Origin of the sequence: Massilia sp. CMS3.1 (assembly GCF_051262535.1) — a bacterium.
Taxonomy (GTDB): domain Bacteria; phylum Pseudomonadota; class Gammaproteobacteria; order Burkholderiales; family Burkholderiaceae_D; genus Telluria.
The window spans coordinates 38,679-60,411 of sequence record NZ_JBIMES010000013.1 but is presented as its reverse complement, the minus strand read 5'-3'; the positions used below and the strand labels follow the sequence as shown (position 1 = coordinate 60,411).

The window sequence follows — 21,733 nt, the reverse complement described above, 5'->3', positions numbered from 1 at the left end:
CGCACGTCCTTCATGCGCGGATCGGCGACTCCGGAATGAACGGTTCCTCGACCGGCGCGTGCACCGGATCGGGCACATCGTCGGGCACCGGGATGGTTTGTGGCGGCTGCTCGGGGTCGGGCGTCGAATGGGCACGCAGCGCGCCGCGGCTGCCGTCATGCGGATCGATGGTATCCATGGGCGTGGTCTCTCCAGAATGGTGCTGCCAAAAACAGTGCGGCCGGGAGGGCCGCACCATTGCAGAACAAGCTTGACTTAGTGGTTCTGCTTCTGCTTCGCCCCGCCCCCTGCGCCTTCATTGGTGCTGGCCTTTTCGCGCGACATGTGGTCGTGACTGCTCTTGTCTTCGGCGCCGGCGCGCTGCTTGGCCAGGTCTTCTTCCGACATATGGTCTTCCGGCTTGCTCTGGGGGTTGTTAGTCTTCGATTCGCTCATGATGATTCTCCCGTGGTAGTTGAAAACGTTGACGTTTTGCGAAGATTAGCATGGAAGAACGACCGGGGTTTTCAATCGTGCGCATCGCACAAACATGCGTATAGTGCATGTTTTCGGCCCTCTCCCGACCCATGAAAACCCGACTCCTGCTGCTAGCGATCCTCTTTCCGGCCCTCGTGTCGGCTGCCCCGATGAAACTTGCCGACTACATGGCCTTGAACGGCCCCGCCCCCGCTGCGCGCATTGCTTACGGCGCCGCCCCGTCCCAATATGTTGAGCTGTTCGTGCCGCACGGCGCCGGCCCCTTCCCGGTCGCGGTGCTGGTGCATGGCGGCTGCTGGACCGAGAAATTCGGCGGCATCATCCAGTTGCGCAGCATGGCGGGCGCCCTGCTCGAGCGCGGCATCGCGGTCTGGAACGTTGAATACCGTCGCGTCGACGAGCCCGGTGGCGGCTACCCGGGCATGTACCAGGACATGCATGCCGCCCTCGACACGCTGGCGGCGCAGGCAGGCGACAACCGGCTCGACCTGGACCGGGTCGTGGCGGTCGGTCATTCGGCCGGCGGCCAGCTGGTGCAATGGATTGCCGGACGCGCACGCATTCCGGCCACCAGCCCGCTGCACCGGACAGCCATGCTCCCGGTACGCGCCGTCGTCAGCCTCGGCGGTCTGGCCGACCTGCGCCATGAACGCGAACTGATCAAGGCGAGCTGCGGGCGCGACACCCCGGAACTCGCCGGCCAGCCGAGTCCGGCGCGGCCCGACGTCTACCTTGACACGAATGCGGCCGAGCTGATCCCGAACGGCAGCCATACCATCCTCGTGACGGGCGAACTGGACACGATCTCGCCGCCGCGCGTGGCCCACGACTACGCGGCGCGCGCGCGCGCAGCCGGCGACAGCGCCGAGGTGGTGATCCTGCCGGGGGCCAGCCACTACGACGAGGTGGCCGCGAGCTCGCCCTCCTGGCCGCTGGTGGCGGCCGCCATCGAGCGCGCGCTGGCGCGCACAGTGCACGCAGATTTGCTCAAGGGCGCCGCTTCGCCAGCGGTGCGTTGACGACAATATCGGAGTTGGCGACAGCCACGCACGGCAACAGGTAATCCTCGCGCTTTTCCTCGATCGACAATCCTGGCCACTCGACGAGGTAGCGCACCGTGCCTCCGCCGAGCCGGCACAGGCAGGTGCGGCAGGTGCCGTTGCGGCAGGAATTGGGCAGTTCGATGCCGGCGGACTCGAGCGCCTGCAGCACCGTGGTGCCGGTGGCGGGAACACTGCAGCCGAGGGGCAGGAGCGTGATGGTGTGGACAATCGTCATTCCGGGATTGTAGCGCCCATCCGACGCCCGAATGCCTGAGTTCGGTGGCGCACAGACCGCTGTGTTCGGCAAGCCTACTCTGATGTTTCCCTTAGTCAGTAATGCAGGTGCCAAATGAAAAAATTCGTCGCTCCCCTTCTGCTCGCCATGCTCGCCGGCGCCCTTCCTTTTGCTGCGGCTGCCGGCCAGCCAGCGCAGGCAATCCCACAACAAGGAGCGGCGCCACAGCAAGGCGCGCCGCAGCAGCCGGGCCAGGCAGCCACGCCTGAGGCCGCCGCCCAGGAGCGCGCCGAATTCGAGCGCCTGCTGCGCGCCCAGGTCCTGCTCGACCGCTTGCACTTTTCGCCGGGCGAGATCGATGGCGCCTACGGTTCGAACATGCGCCAGGCACTCTCCGCGTTCCAGAAGTCGCGCAACCTGGAAGCGAGCGGCAAGCTCGACGACGCCACCTGGAATGCGCTGAACCAGGACACGACGCCGACCCTGACCAATTACGTGTTGGCCAATGAAGACGTGGCCGGCCCCTTCCAGCCGATTCCCGAAGACATGATGGAGAAGTCGAAGCTGCCCAAGCTCGGCTACGCCACCGCGATCGAGGGCCTGGGCGAGAAGTTCCATGCCAGTCCCGACCTCATCACGCGGCTGAACCCGGGCAAGACCTTCACCCGCGCCGGCGAACAGATCGTCGTGCCGAGCGTGCACGGCGGCCCGGCCCTGCCGGCGGCCTCGAAGGTTGTCGTCAGCGACAGCCGCAAGGTCCTGATGCTGTTCGATGCATCCGATCGCCTGATCGCGCAATACCCGGCCTCGACCGGCAGCGAAAACGATCCACTGCCGGTCGGCAACTGGAAGATCAATGGCGTGCATCCGAACCCGACCTACCACTACAACCCGAAACTGTTCTGGGATGCCGAGCCGGGCGACAAGAAGGCAAAGATCGCACCGGGACCGAACAATCCGGTGGGCGTCGCCTGGATCGACCTGTCGAAGGAGCACTACGGCATCCATGGCACGCCGGTGCCGAAGTTCATCGGCAAGACCGAATCGCATGGCTGCATCCGCTTGACCAACTGGAGCGCCGCGGAAGTGGCGGCCGTGGTGGCTGCGGGTACCGCAGTCGTATTACAACAGCAGTGATTTTTAATCACCAGGAGGGTTGCAGATGAAATGGCTGGTAACGTTTTTGATCGGACTGGTGGTCGGCGCCGCCGGATTGTTTGTCTACTTGCGTGAGTTCGCCGACGCGCCCAATCCGATCATCACCGATGGCGGGTCCTTGCCCGCGCCGCCAAGCGCTTCCCCACCCGCGCCTGCGCCGGCAGCCGCTGCCCCTGTGGTCGGGACGCCGGCCGCCGGGACGCCGGCCGACCGGCTGGTGCAAACCGACTTGTCGGATGCCAGCCTGCCGATCCGCCCTGCCCCGCAGTCGACGACAGCTACCTCGTCCGCGCCGGAACTGACGGCCGGCGGCAGCATGCCGGGCAAGCTGATGGTCCCGGTGGAAGGTATTGCCTACGCCAAGCTGACCGACACCTTCGACCAGCCGCGCGGCCAGGAGCGCCACCACGAAGCACTCGACATCATGGCGCCGAAAGGCACCCCGGTGCGCGCTGTGGGCGACGGAAAAGTGGTCAAGCTGTTCGAGAGCAAGCCAGGCGGCCTGACCCTGTACCAGTTCGATCCGAACGAGCAGCATGCCTATTACTACGCCCATCTCGACCGCTACGCCGATGGCGTGAAGGAAGGCATGCCGGTCAAGCGCGGCGACCTGCTCGGCTATGTGGGCGTGACTGGCAACTCGGACCCGAACGCACCGCACCTGCATTTCGCCATCGTTGCCCTGACGCCCGAGAAGCAATGGTGGAAAGGCACGCCGGTCAATCCGTATCCGATGCTGAGCAACTGACCTCCCTGTCACTCCGGAGCACGTGCGCTCGATTCAGGTGCCGGCGGCGCGGGTTCGGTAGCGGCCGGCTCGTCGACATCGAGCCCGACATTGATTGCCGCATACGCCCTCTGCACCGCCACCGCCTCGCGGCTGGCGGCGCCATACAGTTCCTGCGCCGCCTCGACCATCTTCGCGCGCGCGTCGGCGTAGTTGGTGCTTGACGTGAACTTGGTCGTATTCGCCTTGAACCAGATCCGGAATGCCGCATCAAGCCCGATGCCGGTCATCGCCGCGGGCGATTTCACCAGGTATTTGCTGTAGTGGTCGCCTGCCTTGTCCTCTTTTGATCCCTGCGACAGAAAATAAAACATCCGGTTGTTCGGACCGCTGCTGTAGTGCACGTCGAGGCGCTTGAGCGCCGTGCTCCAGGCGTCCGGGCTGCTGCCGTCCTTGCTCGGACGATACATCCAGCGCAGCGGCGTCTTGTCGCGGCTGATCTCGGTGCCGAGCATCCAGTCGTTGCCGGTCGAGGGAATGCGCTCGCCCGTGCCGCCGGCGCGTGCATACGCTTCCACCACTTCCCCGCCGATGTCCGAGCTCGATTCGTTCAGCCCGCCCGACTCGCCCGAATACACAAGATCCGAGGTTGCCGCCGTCACGCCATGCCCCATCTCGTGACCAATGACGTCGATCGAACCGAGACTGGTGAAACTCGAACCGTCGCCGATGAACATGCAGCGGCAGGTATCGCTGTAGTAGGCGTTGTCGTAGGCGGTGTTAACGTGCACCGCAATATAGGTGGCTGTGTTGTGGCCGTCGAGCGACCGCCAGCCCAGCACATTCTTGAGCGCGTCGTAGGTATTCATCAGGCCCCACATCGCGTTCACCGCCGCGGTCTGGCCATTCGCGTCCGTGGTGCTGCCGCCGCGGATGTACTGCTTGCCGTCGCCCCAGGTATTGCTCGTATTCGTGTACAGGTTGCCGGCCTTGCTGCCGCCGTCGGCATTCGTGATCGCCATCGCGCCATAAGTGCCGCCGCTGCCGCGCTCCGGGTCGAGCAAGCGATAGCTGCCGTCGGCAAACGTGGTGCTGATCGGCACTTCGCCGTTGTACTGGCTTTTTCCCACACCAATCACGTTTTGCAGGGCGCTCCAGCGTTCGAGGATGCGTGCGTCCTTCGCGCTGACGATCGTGTCGTGATAGTGCGGATGGGCGCCGCGCTGCATGCGCGTGCGAACCAGGTAGGCCAGCTCGTAGCGGCCGACGACTTCCTCCACGTCGAGGGCGTTCAGCTCGCCCTCCAGTTTATTCACCGCCCCCGGCAAGCGTTCCATCTTCATGACCGGATAGATCAGCAATTCGGCCGTGGGCGGCACGACGTGCGTGGCATCAAGCCCGGCGGCGGCCAGCGTTGCGCCGACTGCCGCGTCGATGGCGGCTTTCGGCGGCGCCAGGGGCTTGACGCTGAAATCGAGCGTAGCCGCGCCCAGGCGGTTGGCGCCGCCGCGTCCCAGGTGCAGGCGGCGGCTGGACGCCGATTCGGACACGATGGCGCCCGCGGCATCGACCACTACCACCGATTCGGAGCCGAACACGCGCAAGCCCTTGTAAGTATGGGCGGCGCGCACCACCTGCGTGCCCTGGATGCCGGGATGCTGCTGGGCGACGCTAAAACCATGGTTGTTGTCGAGCCCGAGCGCGCTGCGTCCCCGGGCCAGCGTCGACAGCAGCGCGGCAGTGGCCGCCACGGACTGCACTTTGGGCGCGCTCATCATCGGCGTCGGCACAGCGGCCGCGCAGGAGCTTGCGATCAGGACGCCTAGGGGCGTGGCCAGCAGGCGGGGTCGAAGCGTCATCACGTCTCCATTAGAAAATTCCGGTTGGAAATTAACCGGCGATCATCGGAGTGTGGACGAGTGTCAAGAAAAGGACTTGCTCAATCGCAAGAAGCCCCGCACGCTGCGCGAGTACGCAACGGCGGGGCTGGTCAAGGTAAGACGGTCAGGTCAGTACCGGTCGTCGTCGTTTCGCTTGAAAAGGTAGTACGCAAGCGCGCCGACGGCGCCGGCGATCGCGACCTTTTTCGCCAGGCCGGACTTGTTGTGCTGCCATTCCGCTTTGATGCCCATCTCGCCGAGGATGTTCGGCACATGGCCGTGGGCCAGGTCGTCGACGATGCCTTCCACGACATTGATGCGGTCGGCGCCGAGCAGGATCAGCCAGTGGCGGATGTCGTTCTCGGTGAACTTGAAGGCGGCGCGCCGCAGCATGCCCGACAGTCCGGACGGCGGTTGCGCCGTGCCGTGCAGCTGGGTGATGCCGGGACGTTCGTTCGACACCAACACCTCGACGCGCTGCTCCTGCGCAGGCGTCTCCGGCATGTTGGCCGGGGTATAGCGCGGCGGCGTGCGTTCCATCGGCACGCCGGGCCGGTTCTTGTGGTCGAGGTCAGCGCCCCAGCCCTTGATGTGGCCCATCTCCTCGCGCGTCTTGCGGTGCTGGCGCAATTGCGGCTGCACCGGCAGGTGTTCGTGGTGGCCATGGTCATGATCGTGATCGTGATCGTTGTCGTGGCCGATATGGACGGTCATGTCGCGGTTATCCATGTGTGTCCTCCTTATGCCGATACGCTGGCCGAGACGGCGCGCACTTCGTGGGCACGCGGCGGGATCAGGATCGGCTTGATGCAGTTATCGAGCTTGCTCGAGAAGATGTGGTACGCATCGGCCACGTCTTCCAGCGGAATGCGGTGGGTGATGATCTGCTTCGGATCGATGTGCCCGGCACGGATGTGCTCGATCAGGCGCGGCAGGTGGCGCTTGACGCTGGCCTGGTTCATGCGCATCGTGATGCCCTTGTTCATCGCATTGCCCATCGGAACGGCGTTGAAGGTCGGACCATACACGCCGACGATCGACACGTTGCCGCCCTTGCGCACCGAGTTGATGCACCAGTGCAGAACAGTCGCCGCGCCGGCCTGCATCTTCATCAGGCGCCCGGTAACGGTCTGCGCCATGCTGCCGGCAGCGTCGCCACCGACGGCGTCGATGCACACGTCCGCGCCCAGCCAGTCGGTCATTTTCTTGATGTGCAGTGCCATGTCGCCCACATCCTTGAAGTTGACCACTTCGCACTGGGCGTAGTGCTTCACGAATTCGAGACGGTACTCGACTTCGTCGACCACGATCACGCGCCCGGCGCCGAACAGCCAGGCCGACTTGGCGGCGAAGATGCCGACCGGGCCGGCGCCGAACACGACGACCGTGTCGCCCTCCTTGATGTCGCCCATTTCAGCCGCCTGGTAACCGGTCGGCAGCGCGTCGGTGAGCAGCACTGCGTCGTCGTCGACGATGTCGTCAGGGATCTTGATCGGACCCACATCGGCCATCGGCACGCGGACGTATTCGGCCTGGCCGCCATCGTAGCCGCCGGCCGTGTGCGAGTAGCCATAAATGGCGCCAACGGCGCTTGCCATCGCATTCACGTTATGACAATTACCGTAGAGTTCTTTCTGACAGAAGAAGCAGGAGCCGCAGAATATGTTGAACGGCACCAGCACGCGGTCGCCCACCTTCAGGGTTTCCACCTGGGAGCCGACTTCCTCGATGATGCCGATGAACTCGTGGCCGAAGGTGTGACCGACCCGCGTATCCGGCACCATGCCGTGGTACAGGTGCAGGTCGGAGCCGCAGATGCACGAGCGCGTGACGCGGACGATGGCGTCGCCCGGATGCTCGATCACGGGATCCGACTTGTGGGTCGCGCGGACGCGGTAAGGCCCCCGATAGTTCATTGCCAGCATAAATTCCTCCTCGAAAGTTTTGCAGTACCCATCTGTCGATGAGCGCGTAGGACTTAAGTTATGTCAGAACGCCATCAATTACGATAGGCGCACGGAAAGGAATTCATGTTTTTTAACATTATTTAGCACCGCGTTAGCATAGTGTTCGCAGCAGGAAACCGACAATTCCTGCTGGAACCGAAAAATCAGAGCTGGCGCGCCTCGAAGGTATTGCACTGCTGTACGTCGCCCTTCTCGAAACCGCGCTTGAACCAACGCACGCGCTGCTCGGAACTGCCGTGCGTGAACGAGTCCGGGACCACGGTGCCGCGCGATTGCTTTTGCAGCGCGTCGTCGCCGATCGCGCTGGCCGTGGCCAGAGCGCTTTCGATGTCGCCCTGCTCCAGGAAAGCTTCCTTTTGCTGGGTCTTGTTAGCCCAGACCCCGGCAAAGCAGTCGGCCTGTAATTCGAGGCGCACCGACAAGGCATTGCCCTCGATCTCGGAGGCCTGTGCCTGGGCCTTGTTCACCTGGTCCGACACGCCGACCAGCTTTTGGACGTGGTGGCCGACTTCGTGGGCGATGACATAGGCCTGGGCGAATTCGCCGCCGACCTTGAAGCGCTCCTCCATCAAACGGAAGAAACTCAGGTCGATATACACCTTCTGGTCGGCCGGGCAATAGAACGGGCCGCTGGCGGCGTTGCCGGCGCCGCAGGCGGTCTGTGTGCGACCTTCGAACAACTGCAGCGTCGGCGCACGGTAGGTACTACCCTGGGACGCGAAGATCGGCGTCCATGCGTCTTCTGTATAGGCCAGCACGGTACGCACGAAACGCGATTCGCGGTCCGTCGCCTGGGGCGCGTTCGGGTCGCGCTGCTGCTGGACCTGGGGCGCAGGCCCTCCGCCGCCGCCAAGCATGCCGAGCACCGTCCCCGGATCGACGCCGAAGAAGAGCGATGCAACGAGTGCGATCGCCACCGTTCCGATGCCAATGCCACGGCCGCCGATATTGAAGCCGCCTCCGCCGCCACCGCCACCGCCGCGGTTGTCCTCGACATTATTGCTCTCGCGGTCGCCTTCCCACTTCATCGCGTCCGCCGCAGGTTCGACGAATTCATGCTTTCGCGCGCATCTTTCGTGCGGAATTCATCGTCTGGCGCCAGGCCGGCACGGGCGTCGTCGTTGAGGGTGCGCTCATGGCGTTCGCGTTCGACCTCGCGGTCGATGCGTACGTGTTGCTGATCCGGGAAAAGTGGCTTCATGTCTGTCCTTAAACTATTGTCGCGCCGGCACCGTTGCCAACTTGAACCTGCGCACAGTATGGACTTGCGGCTTGACGCGGTATGTTCGGGCATTCACATAAGCGCAAGCGAGGCGCGCTTTCTTCACTTTGTACGCCAACGTACAGAGAACCGGCCAGCCATCGCGCATGCTGCAGCATGACCGCGACCATTATCGATACCGACGCCCTGCTCGCGCTGGGCCAGGCCCTGCAGCATGCAGGCTACCAATTCACGACCGTCACACCGGCGACGCACCGCCGTGTCAACGGCCGCCTGGAGAATGCCTGGGCGCAGGACTTGCGCGGGGTGTTCGGCTGGAGCCGGCCGTTTCGCAAAGAGACGCTTCCCGCGGAGATCGTGACGCTGATGCGCCGCGCGGGCGTGCTGGCCGAAGATGGCGATGCGCTGCGTTCGCGGGTGCGCGCCTCGAACATCGGCACACGGCTGTACTTCCACTCGGCCTTCCCGACCCATGCCGAAGATGCGGTCTTCTTCGGACCGGATACCTACCGCTACGTGTCTGCGCTGAAACGAGCGATGGAAGACCTGGCGCCGCCGCGGCGCGCGGTCGACATTGGCGCCGGTGGCGGGCCGGGCGCGATCGAGGTGGCCGCATGGTTCCCGCAGACAAAGACATTCGCGGCCGACATCAACGACCGTGCGTTGGAACTGGCCGGCGTGAATGCGCGCCTGGCCGGCGCGTCGAACGTGCAGGCGCGCCACAGCGACCTGCTGAAGGACCTGGAGGGTGAATTCGACCTGGTGTTGTCGAACCCGCCCTTCATCCTCGATCGCGATAAATTGCGCTACCGCCATGGCGGCGACATGCGCGGGGCGGGTTTGTCGCTGCAGATCGTTGAAAGCGCGCTCCACCGGCTGCGCGCCGGTGGCACGCTGCTGCTCTACACGGGGATTGCGATCGTCGACGGGCGCGACGAGTTTCTCGAGACGATACGGCCGTGGCTGGATGCGGCCTGCGATACGTGGACCTATGAGGAGCTCGATCCGGATATCTTTGGCGGACAGCTCGATTGCGAGGGGTATGAAGAGGTGGAGCGGATTGCGGCGGTGTGGCTGCGCGCGACGAAGCGAGCTTGAGGAAGTGCGGGATCGGCTCAATAAAAAAAAGCTCCCGATGGGAGCTTTTTTTACTTACTGGCGGAGAGGGTGGGATTCGAACCCACGGTACGATTTAACGTACGCCTGATTTCGAGTCAGGTACATTCGACCACTCTGCCACCTCTCCTGAATCGGTGTTGCGGTCGCTGCAAGGCTGGCATTATAGCGGCCGAGCCGGGGCTGCGCAAGGGAATGATATCAGACGCATAAACCTCTCCAGATACAAAAAGGGCTCCCGTTTGGGAGCCCTTTTGTTACTACTGGCGCAGAAGGTGGGATTCGCCCACATTCTGCGGGCCGCCCGTGCGCAAGTATGCGCACGGCTTCGAATCTTCCGCCTTGGCGCCACACGCAAGGCCCGCAGGGGCCTTGCTCCTCTCCGCCAGCAAATAAAAAAAGCTCCCGGTGGGAGCTTTTTCCATTTACTGGCGGAGAGGGTGGGATTCGAACCCACGGTACGATTTAACGTACGCCTGATTTCGAGTCAGGTACATTCGACCACTCTGCCACCTCTCCTAAATCGGTGTCACGGTCGCTGCAAGAGACCAACATTATAGCCAGCCTCTGCCAAAAACGGAAGAGCTATTTGCGGCGCGGGTTCAAGCTGCCGGCGTCAGTCGCTCCAGCCCGTCCATGTAGCCGCGGAGCACTTCCGGAATCACGACACTGCCATCGGCCTGCTGGTAATTCTCCAGCACCGCCACCAGCGTGCGGCCCACGGCCAGGCCCGAGCCATTGAGCGTGTGCAGCAGTTCCGGCTTGTTCTGGGCGTTGCGGAAGCGCGCGGCCATGCGGCGCGACTGGAAGGCTTCGCAGTTCGACAGCGAGGAAATTTCGCGGTAGGTGTTCTGGGCCGGCAGCCAGACTTCGAGGTCGTAAGTCTTGGCGGCGCCGAAGCCCATGTCGCCGCTACACAGCGACATCACGCGGTACGGCAGGCCGAGCGTTTGCAGGATGGCTTCGGCGTGGCCGACCATCTCTTCCAGCGCCGCGTACGACTGCTCCGGATGCACGACCTGCACCATTTCGACCTTGTCGAACTGGTGTTGCCGAATCATGCCGCGCGTGTCGCGGCCGTAGCTGCCGGCTTCCGAGCGGAAGCACGGGGTGTGCGCGGTCATCTTGATCGGCAACGCATCAAACGGCACGATCTCGTCGCGCACGATGTTTGTCAGCGACACTTCCGAGGTCGGAATCAGGTAGAAGGTTTCGCCCTCGCCTTCGACGCCGCCCTTTTTCACCGAGAACAGGTCGGCTTCGAATTTCGGCAGCTGGCCGGTGCCGCGCAGCGAATCGGCGTTCACCATGTACGGGGTGTAGCACTCGGTATAGCCGTGCTTGTCGGTGTGGGTGTCGAGCATGTACTGGGCCAGCGCGCGGTGCAACCTGGCGATGCCGCCCTTCATGACCGAGAAGCGCGAGCCCGTCAGCTTGGTCGCCGTGTCGAAGTCCAGGCCCAGCTTTTCGCCGATATCGACGTGGTCTCTCACTTCGAAGTCGAAGGTCGGCGGCGTGCCGATCTTGCGCACTTCGACGTTGCCCGTTTCATCGGCGCCGCGTGGCACCGATTCGTGCGGCAGGTTCGGGATCGCTTCCATGAACTCGGCCATCTTGCGCTGCACGTCGGCGAGCAGCCCCTCGTTGGCTTTGAGCTCGTCGCCCAGGCCTGCCACCTCCGCCATCACGCCGGCCGTGTCCTCGCCCTTGCTCTTGAGGATGCCGATCTGCTTCGAGAGCGAATTGCGCTTGCCCTGCAGTTCTTCGGTACGGGTCTGGATGGCTTTACGCTCGGCCTCGATCGCGTTGAAACCAGCCACGTCGAGCTGGAACTTGCGTGCGGCCAGGCGGGCGCAAACGGTGTCGATGTCTTTGCGGAGGAGTTGGATGTCTATCATTATCGGGTCAGGCCAGCAGTATGTCGAAAACGCAATTGTACCAAGCTGAGTGCGGTTTCCGGGCACATTTACGCCGCGCCAGCATCCTCATCCAGCGCCCGCAAAAATGCCAGTTTTTCCGCCACTTTCGCCTCCACCCCGCGCGGCACCGGCTGGTACCAGCGCGGCTCAGGCATGCCGTCGGGCAGGTAGGTTTCGCCGGCCGCATAGGCGTTCGGCTCGTCGTGCGCGTAGCGGTAGGCGTGGCCATAGCCAAGCTCTTTCATGAGCTTGGTCGGGGCGTTACGCAGATGCACCGGCACCTCGCGCGACTTGTCCTTGCGCACGAACGCCATGGCTGCATTGAAGGCGTTGTAGCCGGCATTGCTCTTGGCGGCAATGGCGAGATACACCACGGCCTGGCCGAGTGCCAGCTCGCCTTCGGGCGAACCGAGCCGTTCGTAGGTGGTGGCCGCGTCGTTGGCGATCTGCAGCGCGCGCGGGTCGGCAAGCCCAATGTCTTCCCAGGCCATGCGCACGATGCGGCGCGACAGGTATTTGGCGTCGGCGCCGCCATCGAGCATGCGGCACAGCCAGTACAGGGCCGCGTCCGGGTGCGAACCGCGCACCGATTTGTGCAGGGCCGAGATCTGGTCGTAGAAATTGTCGCCGCCCTTGTCGAAGCGGCGCGAATTGAGCGTCAGCGCGTTGTCGACGAACTCACCGGTAATCGTCGTGATGCCGGTGGTTTCCGCGGAGGTCTTGGTCTGCTCGAGCAAATTCAGGAAACGCCGGGCGTCGCCGTCGGCGTAACCAATCAGGGTCGAGATCGCGATCTCGTCGAACTTCAGATGCGCCAGCACGCGTTCCTGGGCGCGCTTCAGGAGCAAGCGCATCTCGTCGTCGTCCAGCGCCTTGAGCACATACACCTGCGAGCGCGACAGCAGCGCCGAGTTCACCTCGAACGAGGGATTCTCGGTCGTGGCGCCGATCAGCGTCACCAGGCCCGATTCGACGAAGGGCAGCAAGGCATCCTGCTGCGATTTATTGAAGCGGTGGATTTCGTCGATGAACAGGATGGTGTGCTTGCCGCGCGCCAGATACTGCTCGGCCTGCTCGACCGAGGCGCGGATATCCTTCACGCCCGAGAGCACGGCCGAGAGCGCGATAAATTCGCAGTCGAACGCGTAGGCCGTCAGGCGCGCCAGCGTGGTCTTGCCCACGCCCGGCGGGCCCCACAGGATCATCGAATGGGGTTTACCGGATTTGAATACCAGGTTCAAGGGTTTACCCGGCCCCAGCAAGTGGCTCTGGCCGATGACGTCGTCGATGGTGCGTGGACGCAGGGCCTCGGCCAGCGGCGCGGCGGGTTCGTGCCGGAACAGGTCATCCACGGCAGCCTCCGCGGGCGCATGGACAAGGAAACATCGGGAAAAAGTTGTGCATGCGACTAGTGTAGCCGATGCGTCCCTGCCCCGCGAACGCGCACGCCTGACCTAGCGTGCGGCATGACAAACAATTGTTTGAATCTACCAACAATTGTTTATTGGTTGTTGACCTCGGCACCCTTCGGAATCTCGAACTTGAATTGCTGGGCGCCCAGCGATGGATTGCGCTGGAAGTTGGTGAACTTCAGCACCGAGGTCTGGCCGAAGGTGTCTTTCAGTTCCATCGCTTCCGGCGTGCCGTTGCGCAGCCCAATGCTGATCTGCTCGAAGGTGGTGTCCTTCGCCTTCGGTACCGCGCTCAGCCATTCGAGACCGTCGCGGGTACCCGCTTCGGACAGGGTGAAATTCTTTTCCAGCTCGTTGCTGCCGAACAGGATCGCAGCCGGCGAAGAGCCGAGCGCGTTGCCGAGCTTCTTGACGGTGACCTGGTTCAGGTCCTTGTCGTAGATGTAGAGCTGGTCGCCGTCGGCCTGCAGCAGCTGGTCGTAGGGTTTCTGGTAGTTCCAGATGAACTTGCCGGGACGGGCGAAGACGAAGCTGCCGCTCGAGATCGGGGAGATTTTGCCGGTCTGGGATTTGCGCTGTTGCTGCTGGGTAAATTCGCCTTTGGCGGCCTTGGTGGTGGCCACGAAGGATTTGAACTGGTCGAGCGCGGTGGCGTGTGCGGCACCGGACAGGGCCAGGGTGGCGGTGGCGAGCAATGCGGCGATTTTGTTTTTGGTGCTGATCATCGTAGTCCTTTTATTGAGTGTGCGGCATGCAGGGGTAGGACCGCGTGGGCGCAAGAGCCCGGTGAACCCGTCATCGAGGCCACTGGCCTCAATGACCCCTACGTCCCTACGCCTGGCGTCGGGCTTACTCCGCCTGGGTGGCCGGCACGAGGATGTCGCGGTTGCCGTTGCTCTGCATTGGCGAGACGACGCCGCTTGTCTCCATCTGCTCGAGCAATCTGGCGGCGCGGTTATAGCCGATGCGCAGGTGGCGCTGGACCAGCGAGATCGAGGCGCGGCGGTTTTTCAGCACCACGGCCACGGCTTGGTCGTACAGGGCGTCGGCCTCACCGCCACCCTCGCCGGCCGGCATGCCGTCGGCCCCAGTGGCGCCCTCTTCCACGGTGCCGCCTTCCAGGATGCCCTCAATGTAATTCGGCGCGCCCAGCGATTGAAGATGTTTTACAACTCGATGCACTTCTTCGTCCGACACAAACGCGCCGTGCACGCGCACCGGCAGGCCGGTACCCGGCGGCATGTACAGCATGTCGCCCATGCCGAGCAGCGCTTCGGCGCCCATCTGGTCGAGAATGGTGCGCGAGTCGATCTTCGACGACACCTGGAATGCGATGCGGGTCGGGATGTTCGCCTTGATCAGGCCGGTGATCACGTCGACCGACGGACGCTGGGTCGCTAAAATCAGGTGAATCCCGGCGGCACGCGCCTTTTGCGCGATACGGGCGATCAGCTCTTCCACCTTCTTACCCACCACCATCATCAGGTCGGCCAGCTCGTCGATGATGATGACGATCGTCGGCAGCTTTTCCAGCGGCTCGGGATTGTCCGGCATGATGGAAAATGGATTCGGGATGTGCTCTTCGCGCTTTTGCGCGTCCAGGATCTTGGTGTTGTAGCCCGCCAGGTTACGCACGCCGAGTTTGGACATGAGCTTGTAGCGGCGCTCCATCTCGTTCACCGCCCAGTTCAGCGCGTGGCCGGCCTGGCGCATGTCGGTCACGACGGGCGCCAGCAGGTGCGGGATGCCCTCGTACACCGACATTTCCAGCATCTTCGGGTCGATCAGGATCAGGCGCACATCGGCCGGGTCGGATTTGTACAGCAGCGACAGGATGGTGGCATTGATGCCGACCGACTTACCGGAACCGGTGGTGCCGGCTACCAGCAAATGCGGCATCTTGGCGAGATCCGCCACCACCGGCTTGCCGGCGATGTCCTTGCCCAGCGCCACGGTCAGGCTCGACGGGCTGTCGTTGTAGACCTTCGAGCCGACGATTTCCGTCAGGCGCACGATCTGGCGCTTCGGGTTCGGCAACTCGAGCGCCATGTAATTCTTGCCGGGGATGGTTTCCACGACGCGGATCGAGGTCAGCGACAGCGAACGCGCCAGGTCGCGCGCCAGGTTGACGATCTGGCTGCCCTTCACGCCGGTGGCCGGCTCGATTTCGTAGCGCGTGACAACCGGGCCGGGGAAGGCGGCCACGACCTTGGCTTCGACGCCGAAGTCCGACAACTTTTTCTCGATCAGGCGACTCGTGAATTCAAGGGTATCGAGACCGACCGTTTCCTGCACTGCCGGCGGATCGTCAAGCAGGGACAGCGGCGGCAAGGGCGAATCGCCCGGCAGGTCGCGGAAGAGCGGCGTCTGCTGTTCTTTCTGGGCGCGCTCGCCTTTCGGCACCGACATCATCTGCGGCTCGATCTTGATCGGCGCAGGCTCGCCCGGCATCGCGCCCGCCACCGTCTGCGCCGCGACGGCTGTCGGCAGCGCAGGCGTGGGGGCGCCCAGCGACGGCGTCACCCGAACCGGCGCACGCACCGGTTCATCATCATCGTCGTCCAGCTGCGGCTCGGCGCGGCCGACTGCCGCCGGCTTCTCGATGTGGCGCGCACGCTCGCTCACGACGGCTTCGTCGCGCTTGACGGCCGCGACTTCGCCCTGACGCCGGTCTTCGCGGTCTTCATGGCGCAGGCGGAACCAGTCCACGCTCGTATCGAACATTTCGCCGATACGCTCGGCAACTGCCAGCCACGAGACGTGGAAGAACAGCGAAAAACCGAGGCCGAACAAGAGCAGCAACAGCAAGGTGGCGCCGGTGAAACCGAAAGCGACCTGGGAAGAGCCGCCCAGCAGCTGGCCCAGCACGCCGCCCGGGGCGCGCGGCAATTCCACGTCCCACGACCACATGCGCAAGTATTCGAGGCCGACGCTGCCGGCGAACATCAGGCCGAAGCCGATCCAGCGGACGATGAATTCGTCCTGGTGTTCCGGTTCGGCGGGAGGAGGCAGCTTGTCGGTCAGGCGGCGCCAGCCGCGCCAGACGGCGCGCAGGAATAACGCGCCCCACCACCAGGCGGAAAAGCCGAAAATATACAGCAGCAAATCGGCGAGCCAGGCGCCGGCCTTGCCGCCCAGGTTGGCGATGACGGGCACGGCGTTTTCGTGCGACCAGCCGGGATCTCCCTTGTTGTAACTCAGTAGTATCAATACGAAGTACAGGAAGGCGGCAGCCATCGCGATCCAGCGCGCCTCCAACAGGAGACGGGCAAGACGGCGCGGCATCGGCGACCTTGGGGCCGGATGACGGGGGGGTGTCGGGGACTGTGCGGGACTCTTCTTGCTCATGCTGCCAGGGACTGATGTGTTCGCCATTTCGGAATGCGATCATTCTAAGGCATATGGCGCTGCGAGGCCCGTGATTCATGCTCGTGCGCATGATCGTCTATAATCGACCCCGCAACCAAAGCTGTGCCGCGCGCCTTGATTTGTGTCTATTGCGCCCCCAGTTTTCCCTCTCTTACCTCACTACCTTCGCACCCAATGACCACTAAGAAACACGCCAAAGTCCTGATCCTCGGTTCCGGTCCTGCCGGCTACAGCGCCGCCGTCTACGCCGCGCGCGCCAATCTGAGCCCGATGCTGGTCACCGGCGTCGAACAGGGCGGCCAGTTGATGACGACGACCGATGTCGAGAACTGGCCGGGCGACCCGCTGGGTGTGCAGGGTCCGGAACTGATGGCGCGCCTGCTCCAGCACGCCGAGCGCTTCAATACCGAGATCGTGTTCGACCACATTCACACGACCTATTTGAACGAAAAGCCGATCCGCCTGGTCGGCGACTCGCATGAATTCACCTGCGACGCCCTGATCATCGCCACCGGCGCCTCGGCCCAGTACCTGGGTCTGGAATCGGAAACGGCCTTCATGGGCCGCGGCGTGTCGGCCTGCGCCACCTGCGACGGCTTCTTCTACCGCAACCAGGAAGTGGCGGTCATCGGCGGCGGCAATACCGCGGTCGAGGAAGCGCTGTACCTGGCCGGCATCGCCTCGAAAGTCACCCTGATCCACCGTCGCGAGAAGTTCCGCGCCGAGCCGATCCTGGTCGACCGCCTGATGCACAAAGTCAGCGAAGGCAAGATTGTGCTGGAACTGAACCACACGCTCGATGAAGTCGTCGGCGACAAGAGCGGCGTCACGGGCCTGAAAATCCGGTCCACCGCGGACAAGGTCCAGAAGGACCTTGTCGTGCACGGGCTGTTCGTGGCGATCGGCCACAAGCCGAACACGATGATCTTCGAAGGCCAGCTCGACATGCACAACGGTTATATCAAGACCCGCAGCGGCACCGAAGGAATGGCCACCGCCACCAACGTGCCGGGTGTATTCGCGGCCGGCGACGTGCAGGACCACATCTACCGCCAGGCGATCACCAGCTCCGGCACCGGCTGCATGGCCGCACTGGACGCCCAGCGCTACCTGGAAAGCCTGGACGACTAAGGAGGGACGATGGCGGGCATGAAAGACTTTGCCGACCTGAAATCCTTGCGCGACCAGCTCAAGGAAGTGGAGCGCCTGCGCGCCATCGAAGCCGTCGAGCGGGAAAAGCGCGAGCGCATCGCGCGTGAACGCGCACTCGAATTCCGTGGCGCCATGGATGGCGTGAAGAAGCTGCCGGAGTCGAACCGCTACGTCTACCGTCCGGTACAGGAAGCGCTGCTGCGCGAGCAGCCGGCCCGCCGCCCCCTCTCGCGCGAAGAAGACGATGCCCTGGTGCTGCAGCAGTCGCTGTCCGACGGCTTCGATGTCGCAGGCTTGTTGGATGACGACCCGACCCTTTCGTATGCAAAGGGCGGTGTCGGTCCCGACGTCGTGAAAAAGCTGCGCAAGCGCCACTGGCCAGTCCAGGACGAGCTTGACCTGCACGGCATGACGCGCGACACCGCACGCGGCCAGGTGGGTGAATTCGTACACCGCTCGGTACGGCGCGGCGTGCGCTGCGTGCGCATCATCCACGGCGTCGGCTACGGTTCTCCAAACGGCGAGCCGGTGCTGCGCTCGGTCGTGCATAGCTGGCTGGTGCAGCTCGACGAAGTCGTGGCCTTTTGCGTGGCCAATCGCGCCGACGGCGGCAATGGCGCGCTGATCGTGCTCTTGAGACCGGCGCTCGACCTCTAAGGCTGGAATACTGTCGACGCGACACGGCCATGGCGGCCGTTGTAGAATTGCCATTCGTTCCAGCGGCCACATAAGGGAAATCCATTGAAGTCCAGTTCCATCGTTCCCATGTCCGCCGCGCCCCTGGTCGACCTGCAATCCTGTGCCGATGAGCCGATCCATATTCCCGGATTCATCCAGCCGCACGGCTTCCTGCTGTTCTTCGGTTCGGACGGCATGCTCGAGGGCTGGAGTGCCAACCTGCCGGGCGAATTATCCAGCCTCCAGGCCGGCGCTCACTTCAGCGCCCTGCCCCTGCCGGCGGCCGCGGCCGACCTGGTCGGGGAATGCGTGGCGGGCCTGGACGATGGCGAAACCGCGCCGGCCTTTGCCGCCATCGAACTCGGCCCCATTCATTACGACTGCATCGTGCACGCCACGCGCGGGCGCGTCATCGCCGAGTTCGAATCGCGGGCCGAGGCGGCCGACACGGTAGCCCTGTTCGCCGTCAAGGCGCACAGCTCGATCGAGCGCGTGCGGCGCCAGAAAAACGTCGATTCCCTGTTGGAGACGGCCGTGCGCCAGGTGCGCGAATTCACCGGTTTCGACCGCGTCATGGCCTACCGCTTCCGCGAAGACGACAGCGGCGACGTCGTGGCCGAAGCGCGCCGCGACGACCTGGTGCCGTATGTCGGCCAGCGCTATCCGGCCGGCGACATCCCGGCGCAAGCGCGCCGCATGTACGTGCTGACCACCTTGCGCATGATTGCGACGACAGGCTACCAGCCGGTGCCGCTGCTGGGCGCGCCCGGCGCGCTGCCGCTCGACCTGAGCTACAGCGTGCTGCGCAGCGTCTCGCCGATCCACGTCGAATACCTGCAGAACATGGGCGTGTGCGCCTCGATGAGCGTTTCGATCGTGATCAACGGGCGTCTCTGGGGCCTGCTGGCTTGCCACCACATGGCGCCGAAACAGGTGCCCTACTCGATCCGCATGGCGGCCGACGTGCTGGCCCAGGTGATGGCGTCGACCATCCAGAGCATTGAGGCCCAGCGCGACGCCGAACAGGTCGAGCAGGCCGCACGGGTGCGCACCAGCCTGGTCGAATCCCTGCTGATCGACGAGGAACCGCTCGACGCGCTGGCGCACCACGCCGAGGCTTTGCAGGCGGTCACCGGCTCGCATGCGATGGTCTGCGTTCATAACGGCAAGGTCGTCAGTTTTGGTGCGATCGAACGCGCCACCGCCGAGGCAGTCGTGCGCTCGCTGCCGACGGATGGGAGCGACCTGCTGGTGCGCGACAAGCTGGGCGACTGGCCAGTTGCTACCCGGCCGGAACTGGGCAAGTGGGTCGGCATGCTGGGGTTGCCCTTCGATCCGCCGGGCGGCGGCTGGTGCCTGCTGCTGCGCACCGAGCAGATCGAGCAGGTGGCCTGGGCCGGACGCCCCGAAAAGACGGTGACCCATGGTCCGCTCGGCGCGCGCCTGACTCCGCGCGGCTCCTTCGACGCCTGGCATGAAACCGTGCTCGGACACGCGCAGGCCTGGCAAGCGCCGGTGCAGTCGCATGCGCGGCTGATGCTGTCGGAACTGCTGCGCGCCTCGAACGCGCGCCGTGCCCAGACCGAGTCTACCCGCGCCCAGTTGCTGGCCATGCTGGGCCACGACCTGCGCGACCCGCTTCACTCGATCAACATGGCCGGCACCCTGCTCGAGCGCGGCAACAACCAGCCGACGCTGGGCAAGCGTATCCAGTCCTCGTCGAGCCGCATGCAACGCCTGATCAGCCAGGTGCTCGACATGAGCCGCATCGACGGCGGCCTGGGCCTGGGGATGCAGTTCGAGCCGATCGATCTGGCGGCGCTGGTCGAGGACATGGTCGACGAGATGCGTCACGCATATCCGACGATCACCTACGACTACAACGCGCCCGACGCGACACTGGTGCGCGCCGACGCCGGTCGCATGTCGCAGGTGCTGTCGAATTTGTTGAGCAATTCGCGCCACCATGGCCAGATCGGCCATGCGATCCGGGTCGCCTTGAAGGCCGACGCCGGCTGGGCCACGCTCGAGGTGGCGAATAACGGCACGCCGATTGCGGATGAAGTGGAAGCCACGCTGTTCAACCCGTTCAAGCGCGGCGCGCTGCACAACCCGCGCAACCGCACCGGCATGGGCCTGGGGCTGTACATCGTGGCCACCATCGTGCGCGAGCACGCGGGCGACATCGCCTACCGCCATGAAGACGGCCAGGTCGTGTTCAGCGTGCGCCTGCCGCTGGCCGCGATGGAAGGCGCCGACGCGACGTGAATTTCCGGGACGGGTTGTCCGGTTCCAGCGCTGCGCCCTACCGCCCGGCCTGCGCCGCATGTTAGGCTAGCAACATGCCCACTGAATAGTCCGTTGCATGACCCTCATCAAGTTCATCGAAATCATGGCGATTCTGGTCGGCGCCTTCTCCGGCTTCATCGAAGCGCGCCGCAAGCGCATGGACCTGGTGGGCGTCTTCACGGTCGCCTTCATTGCCGCTTTTGGCGGCGGCACCCTGCGCGACATCCTGCTCGACCGCCGTCCGCTGTTCTGGGTCACGCACCAGGAATACGCGATCCTGATCTTCGTGCTGGCCCTGATCGCGTCTCCCCTGATCCGCACGCTGCGCCATATCGTGTCCGAACGGCTGATCGTGATTGCCGACGCCGTCGGCCTGGGCCTGTTCTCGATCGCCGGTGTGTCGGCAGCGCTGGACGCCAACATGCCGTTCTTCATCGCCTCGATGATGGGCGTGATCACGGGAATTTTCGGTGGCGTGCTACGCGACATCGTCTGCAACGAAGTGCCGATGGTGTTCAGGGACGGGAAACCCTATGCGCTCTGCGCATTCCTGGGCAACTGGATGTTCCTGCTGATGGGGCTGTACACGAATGCGTCGCACGACTTCGCGCTGTGGAGCAGCGCACTGTTCATCAGCGTGCTGCGGCTGGTGACCTGGAAATTCGATATCCAGATGGGACGTTGACGCGTCCCATCCGGATTCATCCCGACCCGCTTACACCGCGTCGGCCCCGGTCTCGCCGGTGCGAATCCGAATCACCTGCTGCACATCCTGCACGAAAATCTTGCCGTCGCCGATCTTGCCGGTGCGCGCAGCCTTGATGATGGCGTCGACCACATGGTCGACCACGGCGTCGTCCACCACTACCTCGATCTTTACCTTTGGCAGGAAGTCGACCACGTATTCAGCGCCGCGATACAGCTCGGTATGGCCCTTCTGGCGTCCAAAACCTTTGACTTCGGTGACGGTAAGGCCGGTGACGTTCACGTCCGCCAGCGCTTCACGTACTTCGTCGAGTTTGAAAGGCTTGATTACGCAGGTAATCTGTTTCATGTCTGCTCCTTGTTCGCATCGTGGTGTTGAAAATG

The 21,733-nt window shown here is 64.0% G+C and carries 21 protein-coding genes and 2 tRNA genes; 8 read left to right on the top strand and 15 right to left on the bottom strand.

Going from position 1 to position 21,733, the window contains the following annotated elements:
• Window positions 1-10: 10 nt before the first annotated feature.
• On the bottom strand, window positions 11-178 hold the full coding sequence (locus ACHAC9_RS19265; RefSeq protein WP_435762345.1) for a hypothetical protein: 168 nt from the start codon (window positions 176-178) through the stop codon (window positions 11-13).
• Between the two features lie 77 nt (window positions 179-255).
• Window positions 256-435, bottom strand: a complete 180-nt coding sequence (locus ACHAC9_RS19260; RefSeq protein WP_435762343.1) for a hypothetical protein — start codon at window positions 433-435, stop codon at window positions 256-258.
• Window positions 436-566: 131 nt separating this feature from the next.
• Between ACHAC9_RS19260 and ACHAC9_RS19255 the strand changes: the two genes are divergently transcribed.
• A complete protein-coding gene (locus tag ACHAC9_RS19255; protein WP_435762341.1) occupies window positions 567-1,496 on the top strand; it encodes an alpha/beta hydrolase in 930 nt (309 codons plus the stop codon).
• Here the strand turns inward: ACHAC9_RS19255 and ACHAC9_RS19250 are convergent.
• Entirely contained in the window at window positions 1,465-1,755 is a 291-nt protein-coding gene (locus ACHAC9_RS19250; protein WP_435762339.1) for a 2Fe-2S iron-sulfur cluster-binding protein, read from the bottom strand. The genes ACHAC9_RS19255 and ACHAC9_RS19250 overlap by 32 nt on opposite strands.
• 114 nt (window positions 1,756-1,869) lie before the next feature.
• On the opposite strand from ACHAC9_RS19250, the gene ACHAC9_RS19245 reads away from it, so the two are divergent.
• A complete protein-coding gene (locus ACHAC9_RS19245; RefSeq protein WP_435762337.1) occupies window positions 1,870-2,892 on the top strand; it encodes a L,D-transpeptidase family protein in 1,023 nt (340 codons plus the stop codon).
• 25 nt (window positions 2,893-2,917) lie between these two features.
• On the top strand, window positions 2,918-3,661 hold the full coding sequence (locus ACHAC9_RS19240; protein WP_435762335.1) for a M23 family metallopeptidase: 744 nt from the start codon (window positions 2,918-2,920) through the stop codon (window positions 3,659-3,661).
• A gap of 8 nt (window positions 3,662-3,669) precedes the next feature.
• On the opposite strand, the gene ACHAC9_RS19235 is transcribed toward ACHAC9_RS19240, so the two are convergent.
• From ACHAC9_RS19235 to ACHAC9_RS19215, 5 genes are all read right to left on the bottom strand, one after another.
• Window positions 3,670-5,499 (bottom strand): M4 family metallopeptidase, encoded by a 1,830-nt coding sequence (locus ACHAC9_RS19235; protein WP_435762333.1) that lies wholly within the window; start codon window positions 5,497-5,499, stop codon window positions 3,670-3,672.
• A gap of 150 nt (window positions 5,500-5,649) precedes the next feature.
• A complete protein-coding gene (locus tag ACHAC9_RS19230; RefSeq protein ID WP_435762331.1) occupies window positions 5,650-6,249 on the bottom strand; it encodes a hypothetical protein in 600 nt (199 codons plus the stop codon).
• Between the two features lie 11 nt (window positions 6,250-6,260).
• The gene (locus ACHAC9_RS19225) at window positions 6,261-7,445 is read right to left on the bottom strand and encodes a zinc-dependent alcohol dehydrogenase (protein ID WP_435762329.1); all 1,185 of its coding nucleotides are present in this window, start codon (window positions 7,443-7,445) and stop codon (window positions 6,261-6,263) included.
• Between the two features lie 185 nt (window positions 7,446-7,630).
• On the bottom strand, window positions 7,631-8,515 hold the full coding sequence (gene ypfJ, locus ACHAC9_RS19220; protein ID WP_435762327.1) for a KPN_02809 family neutral zinc metallopeptidase: 885 nt from the start codon (window positions 8,513-8,515) through the stop codon (window positions 7,631-7,633).
• On the bottom strand, window positions 8,512-8,688 hold the full coding sequence (locus tag ACHAC9_RS19215; RefSeq protein ID WP_435762325.1) for a hypothetical protein: 177 nt from the start codon (window positions 8,686-8,688) through the stop codon (window positions 8,512-8,514). Before ACHAC9_RS19215 ends, ypfJ begins: the two co-directional genes overlap by 4 nt.
• Before the next feature lie 177 nt (window positions 8,689-8,865).
• Between ACHAC9_RS19215 and ACHAC9_RS19210 the strand changes: the two genes are divergently transcribed.
• Window positions 8,866-9,807 (top strand): methyltransferase, encoded by a 942-nt coding sequence (locus ACHAC9_RS19210; RefSeq protein ID WP_435762323.1) that lies wholly within the window; start codon window positions 8,866-8,868, stop codon window positions 9,805-9,807.
• 58 nt (window positions 9,808-9,865) lie between these two features.
• Here the strand turns inward: ACHAC9_RS19210 and ACHAC9_RS19205 are convergent.
• The 6 genes from ACHAC9_RS19205 to ACHAC9_RS19180 all read right to left on the bottom strand — a co-directional run bounded on the left by ACHAC9_RS19205 (window position 9,866) and on the right by ACHAC9_RS19180 (window position 16,504).
• Window positions 9,866-9,955: transfer RNA gene (locus ACHAC9_RS19205), tRNA-Ser, on the bottom strand.
• A gap of 299 nt (window positions 9,956-10,254) precedes the next feature.
• Window positions 10,255-10,344: transfer RNA gene (locus tag ACHAC9_RS19200), tRNA-Ser, on the bottom strand.
• Between the two features lie 83 nt (window positions 10,345-10,427).
• Window positions 10,428-11,723 carry a serine--tRNA ligase gene (gene serS / locus ACHAC9_RS19195; RefSeq protein ID WP_435762321.1) on the bottom strand — a complete coding sequence of 432 codons (1,296 nt, stop codon included), beginning with the start codon at window positions 11,721-11,723 and terminating at the stop codon, window positions 10,428-10,430.
• Window positions 11,724-11,791: 68 nt separating this feature from the next.
• Entirely contained in the window at window positions 11,792-13,096 is a 1,305-nt protein-coding gene (locus ACHAC9_RS19190; protein WP_435762319.1) for a replication-associated recombination protein A, read from the bottom strand.
• 149 nt (window positions 13,097-13,245) lie between these two features.
• Complete coding sequence (lolA, locus tag ACHAC9_RS19185; RefSeq protein ID WP_435762317.1) at window positions 13,246-13,881, bottom strand: outer membrane lipoprotein chaperone LolA; 636 nt, start codon at window positions 13,879-13,881, stop codon at window positions 13,246-13,248.
• A gap of 124 nt (window positions 13,882-14,005) precedes the next feature.
• Entirely contained in the window at window positions 14,006-16,504 is a 2,499-nt protein-coding gene (locus tag ACHAC9_RS19180) for a DNA translocase FtsK (RefSeq protein WP_435762315.1), read from the bottom strand.
• Between the two features lie 195 nt (window positions 16,505-16,699).
• On the opposite strand from ACHAC9_RS19180, the gene trxB reads away from it, so the two are divergent.
• From trxB to ACHAC9_RS19160, 4 genes are all read left to right on the top strand, one after another.
• Window positions 16,700-17,656 (top strand): thioredoxin-disulfide reductase, encoded by a 957-nt coding sequence (trxB, locus tag ACHAC9_RS19175; protein WP_435762313.1) that lies wholly within the window; start codon window positions 16,700-16,702, stop codon window positions 17,654-17,656.
• Window positions 17,657-17,665: 9 nt separating this feature from the next.
• Window positions 17,666-18,334 carry a Smr/MutS family protein gene (locus ACHAC9_RS19170; RefSeq protein WP_435762311.1) on the top strand — a complete coding sequence of 223 codons (669 nt, stop codon included), beginning with the start codon at window positions 17,666-17,668 and terminating at the stop codon, window positions 18,332-18,334.
• A gap of 84 nt (window positions 18,335-18,418) precedes the next feature.
• Entirely contained in the window at window positions 18,419-20,623 is a 2,205-nt protein-coding gene (locus ACHAC9_RS19165; RefSeq protein ID WP_435762309.1) for an ATP-binding protein, read from the top strand.
• Between the two features lie 97 nt (window positions 20,624-20,720).
• Window positions 20,721-21,329, top strand: coding sequence for a trimeric intracellular cation channel family protein (locus tag ACHAC9_RS19160; RefSeq protein WP_435762307.1), 609 nt, complete (start codon window positions 20,721-20,723; stop codon window positions 21,327-21,329).
• Window positions 21,330-21,359: 30 nt separating this feature from the next.
• On the opposite strand, the gene ACHAC9_RS19155 is transcribed toward ACHAC9_RS19160, so the two are convergent.
• A complete protein-coding gene (locus ACHAC9_RS19155; RefSeq protein WP_435762305.1) occupies window positions 21,360-21,698 on the bottom strand; it encodes a P-II family nitrogen regulator in 339 nt (112 codons plus the stop codon).
• Window positions 21,699-21,733 lie beyond the last annotated feature (35 nt).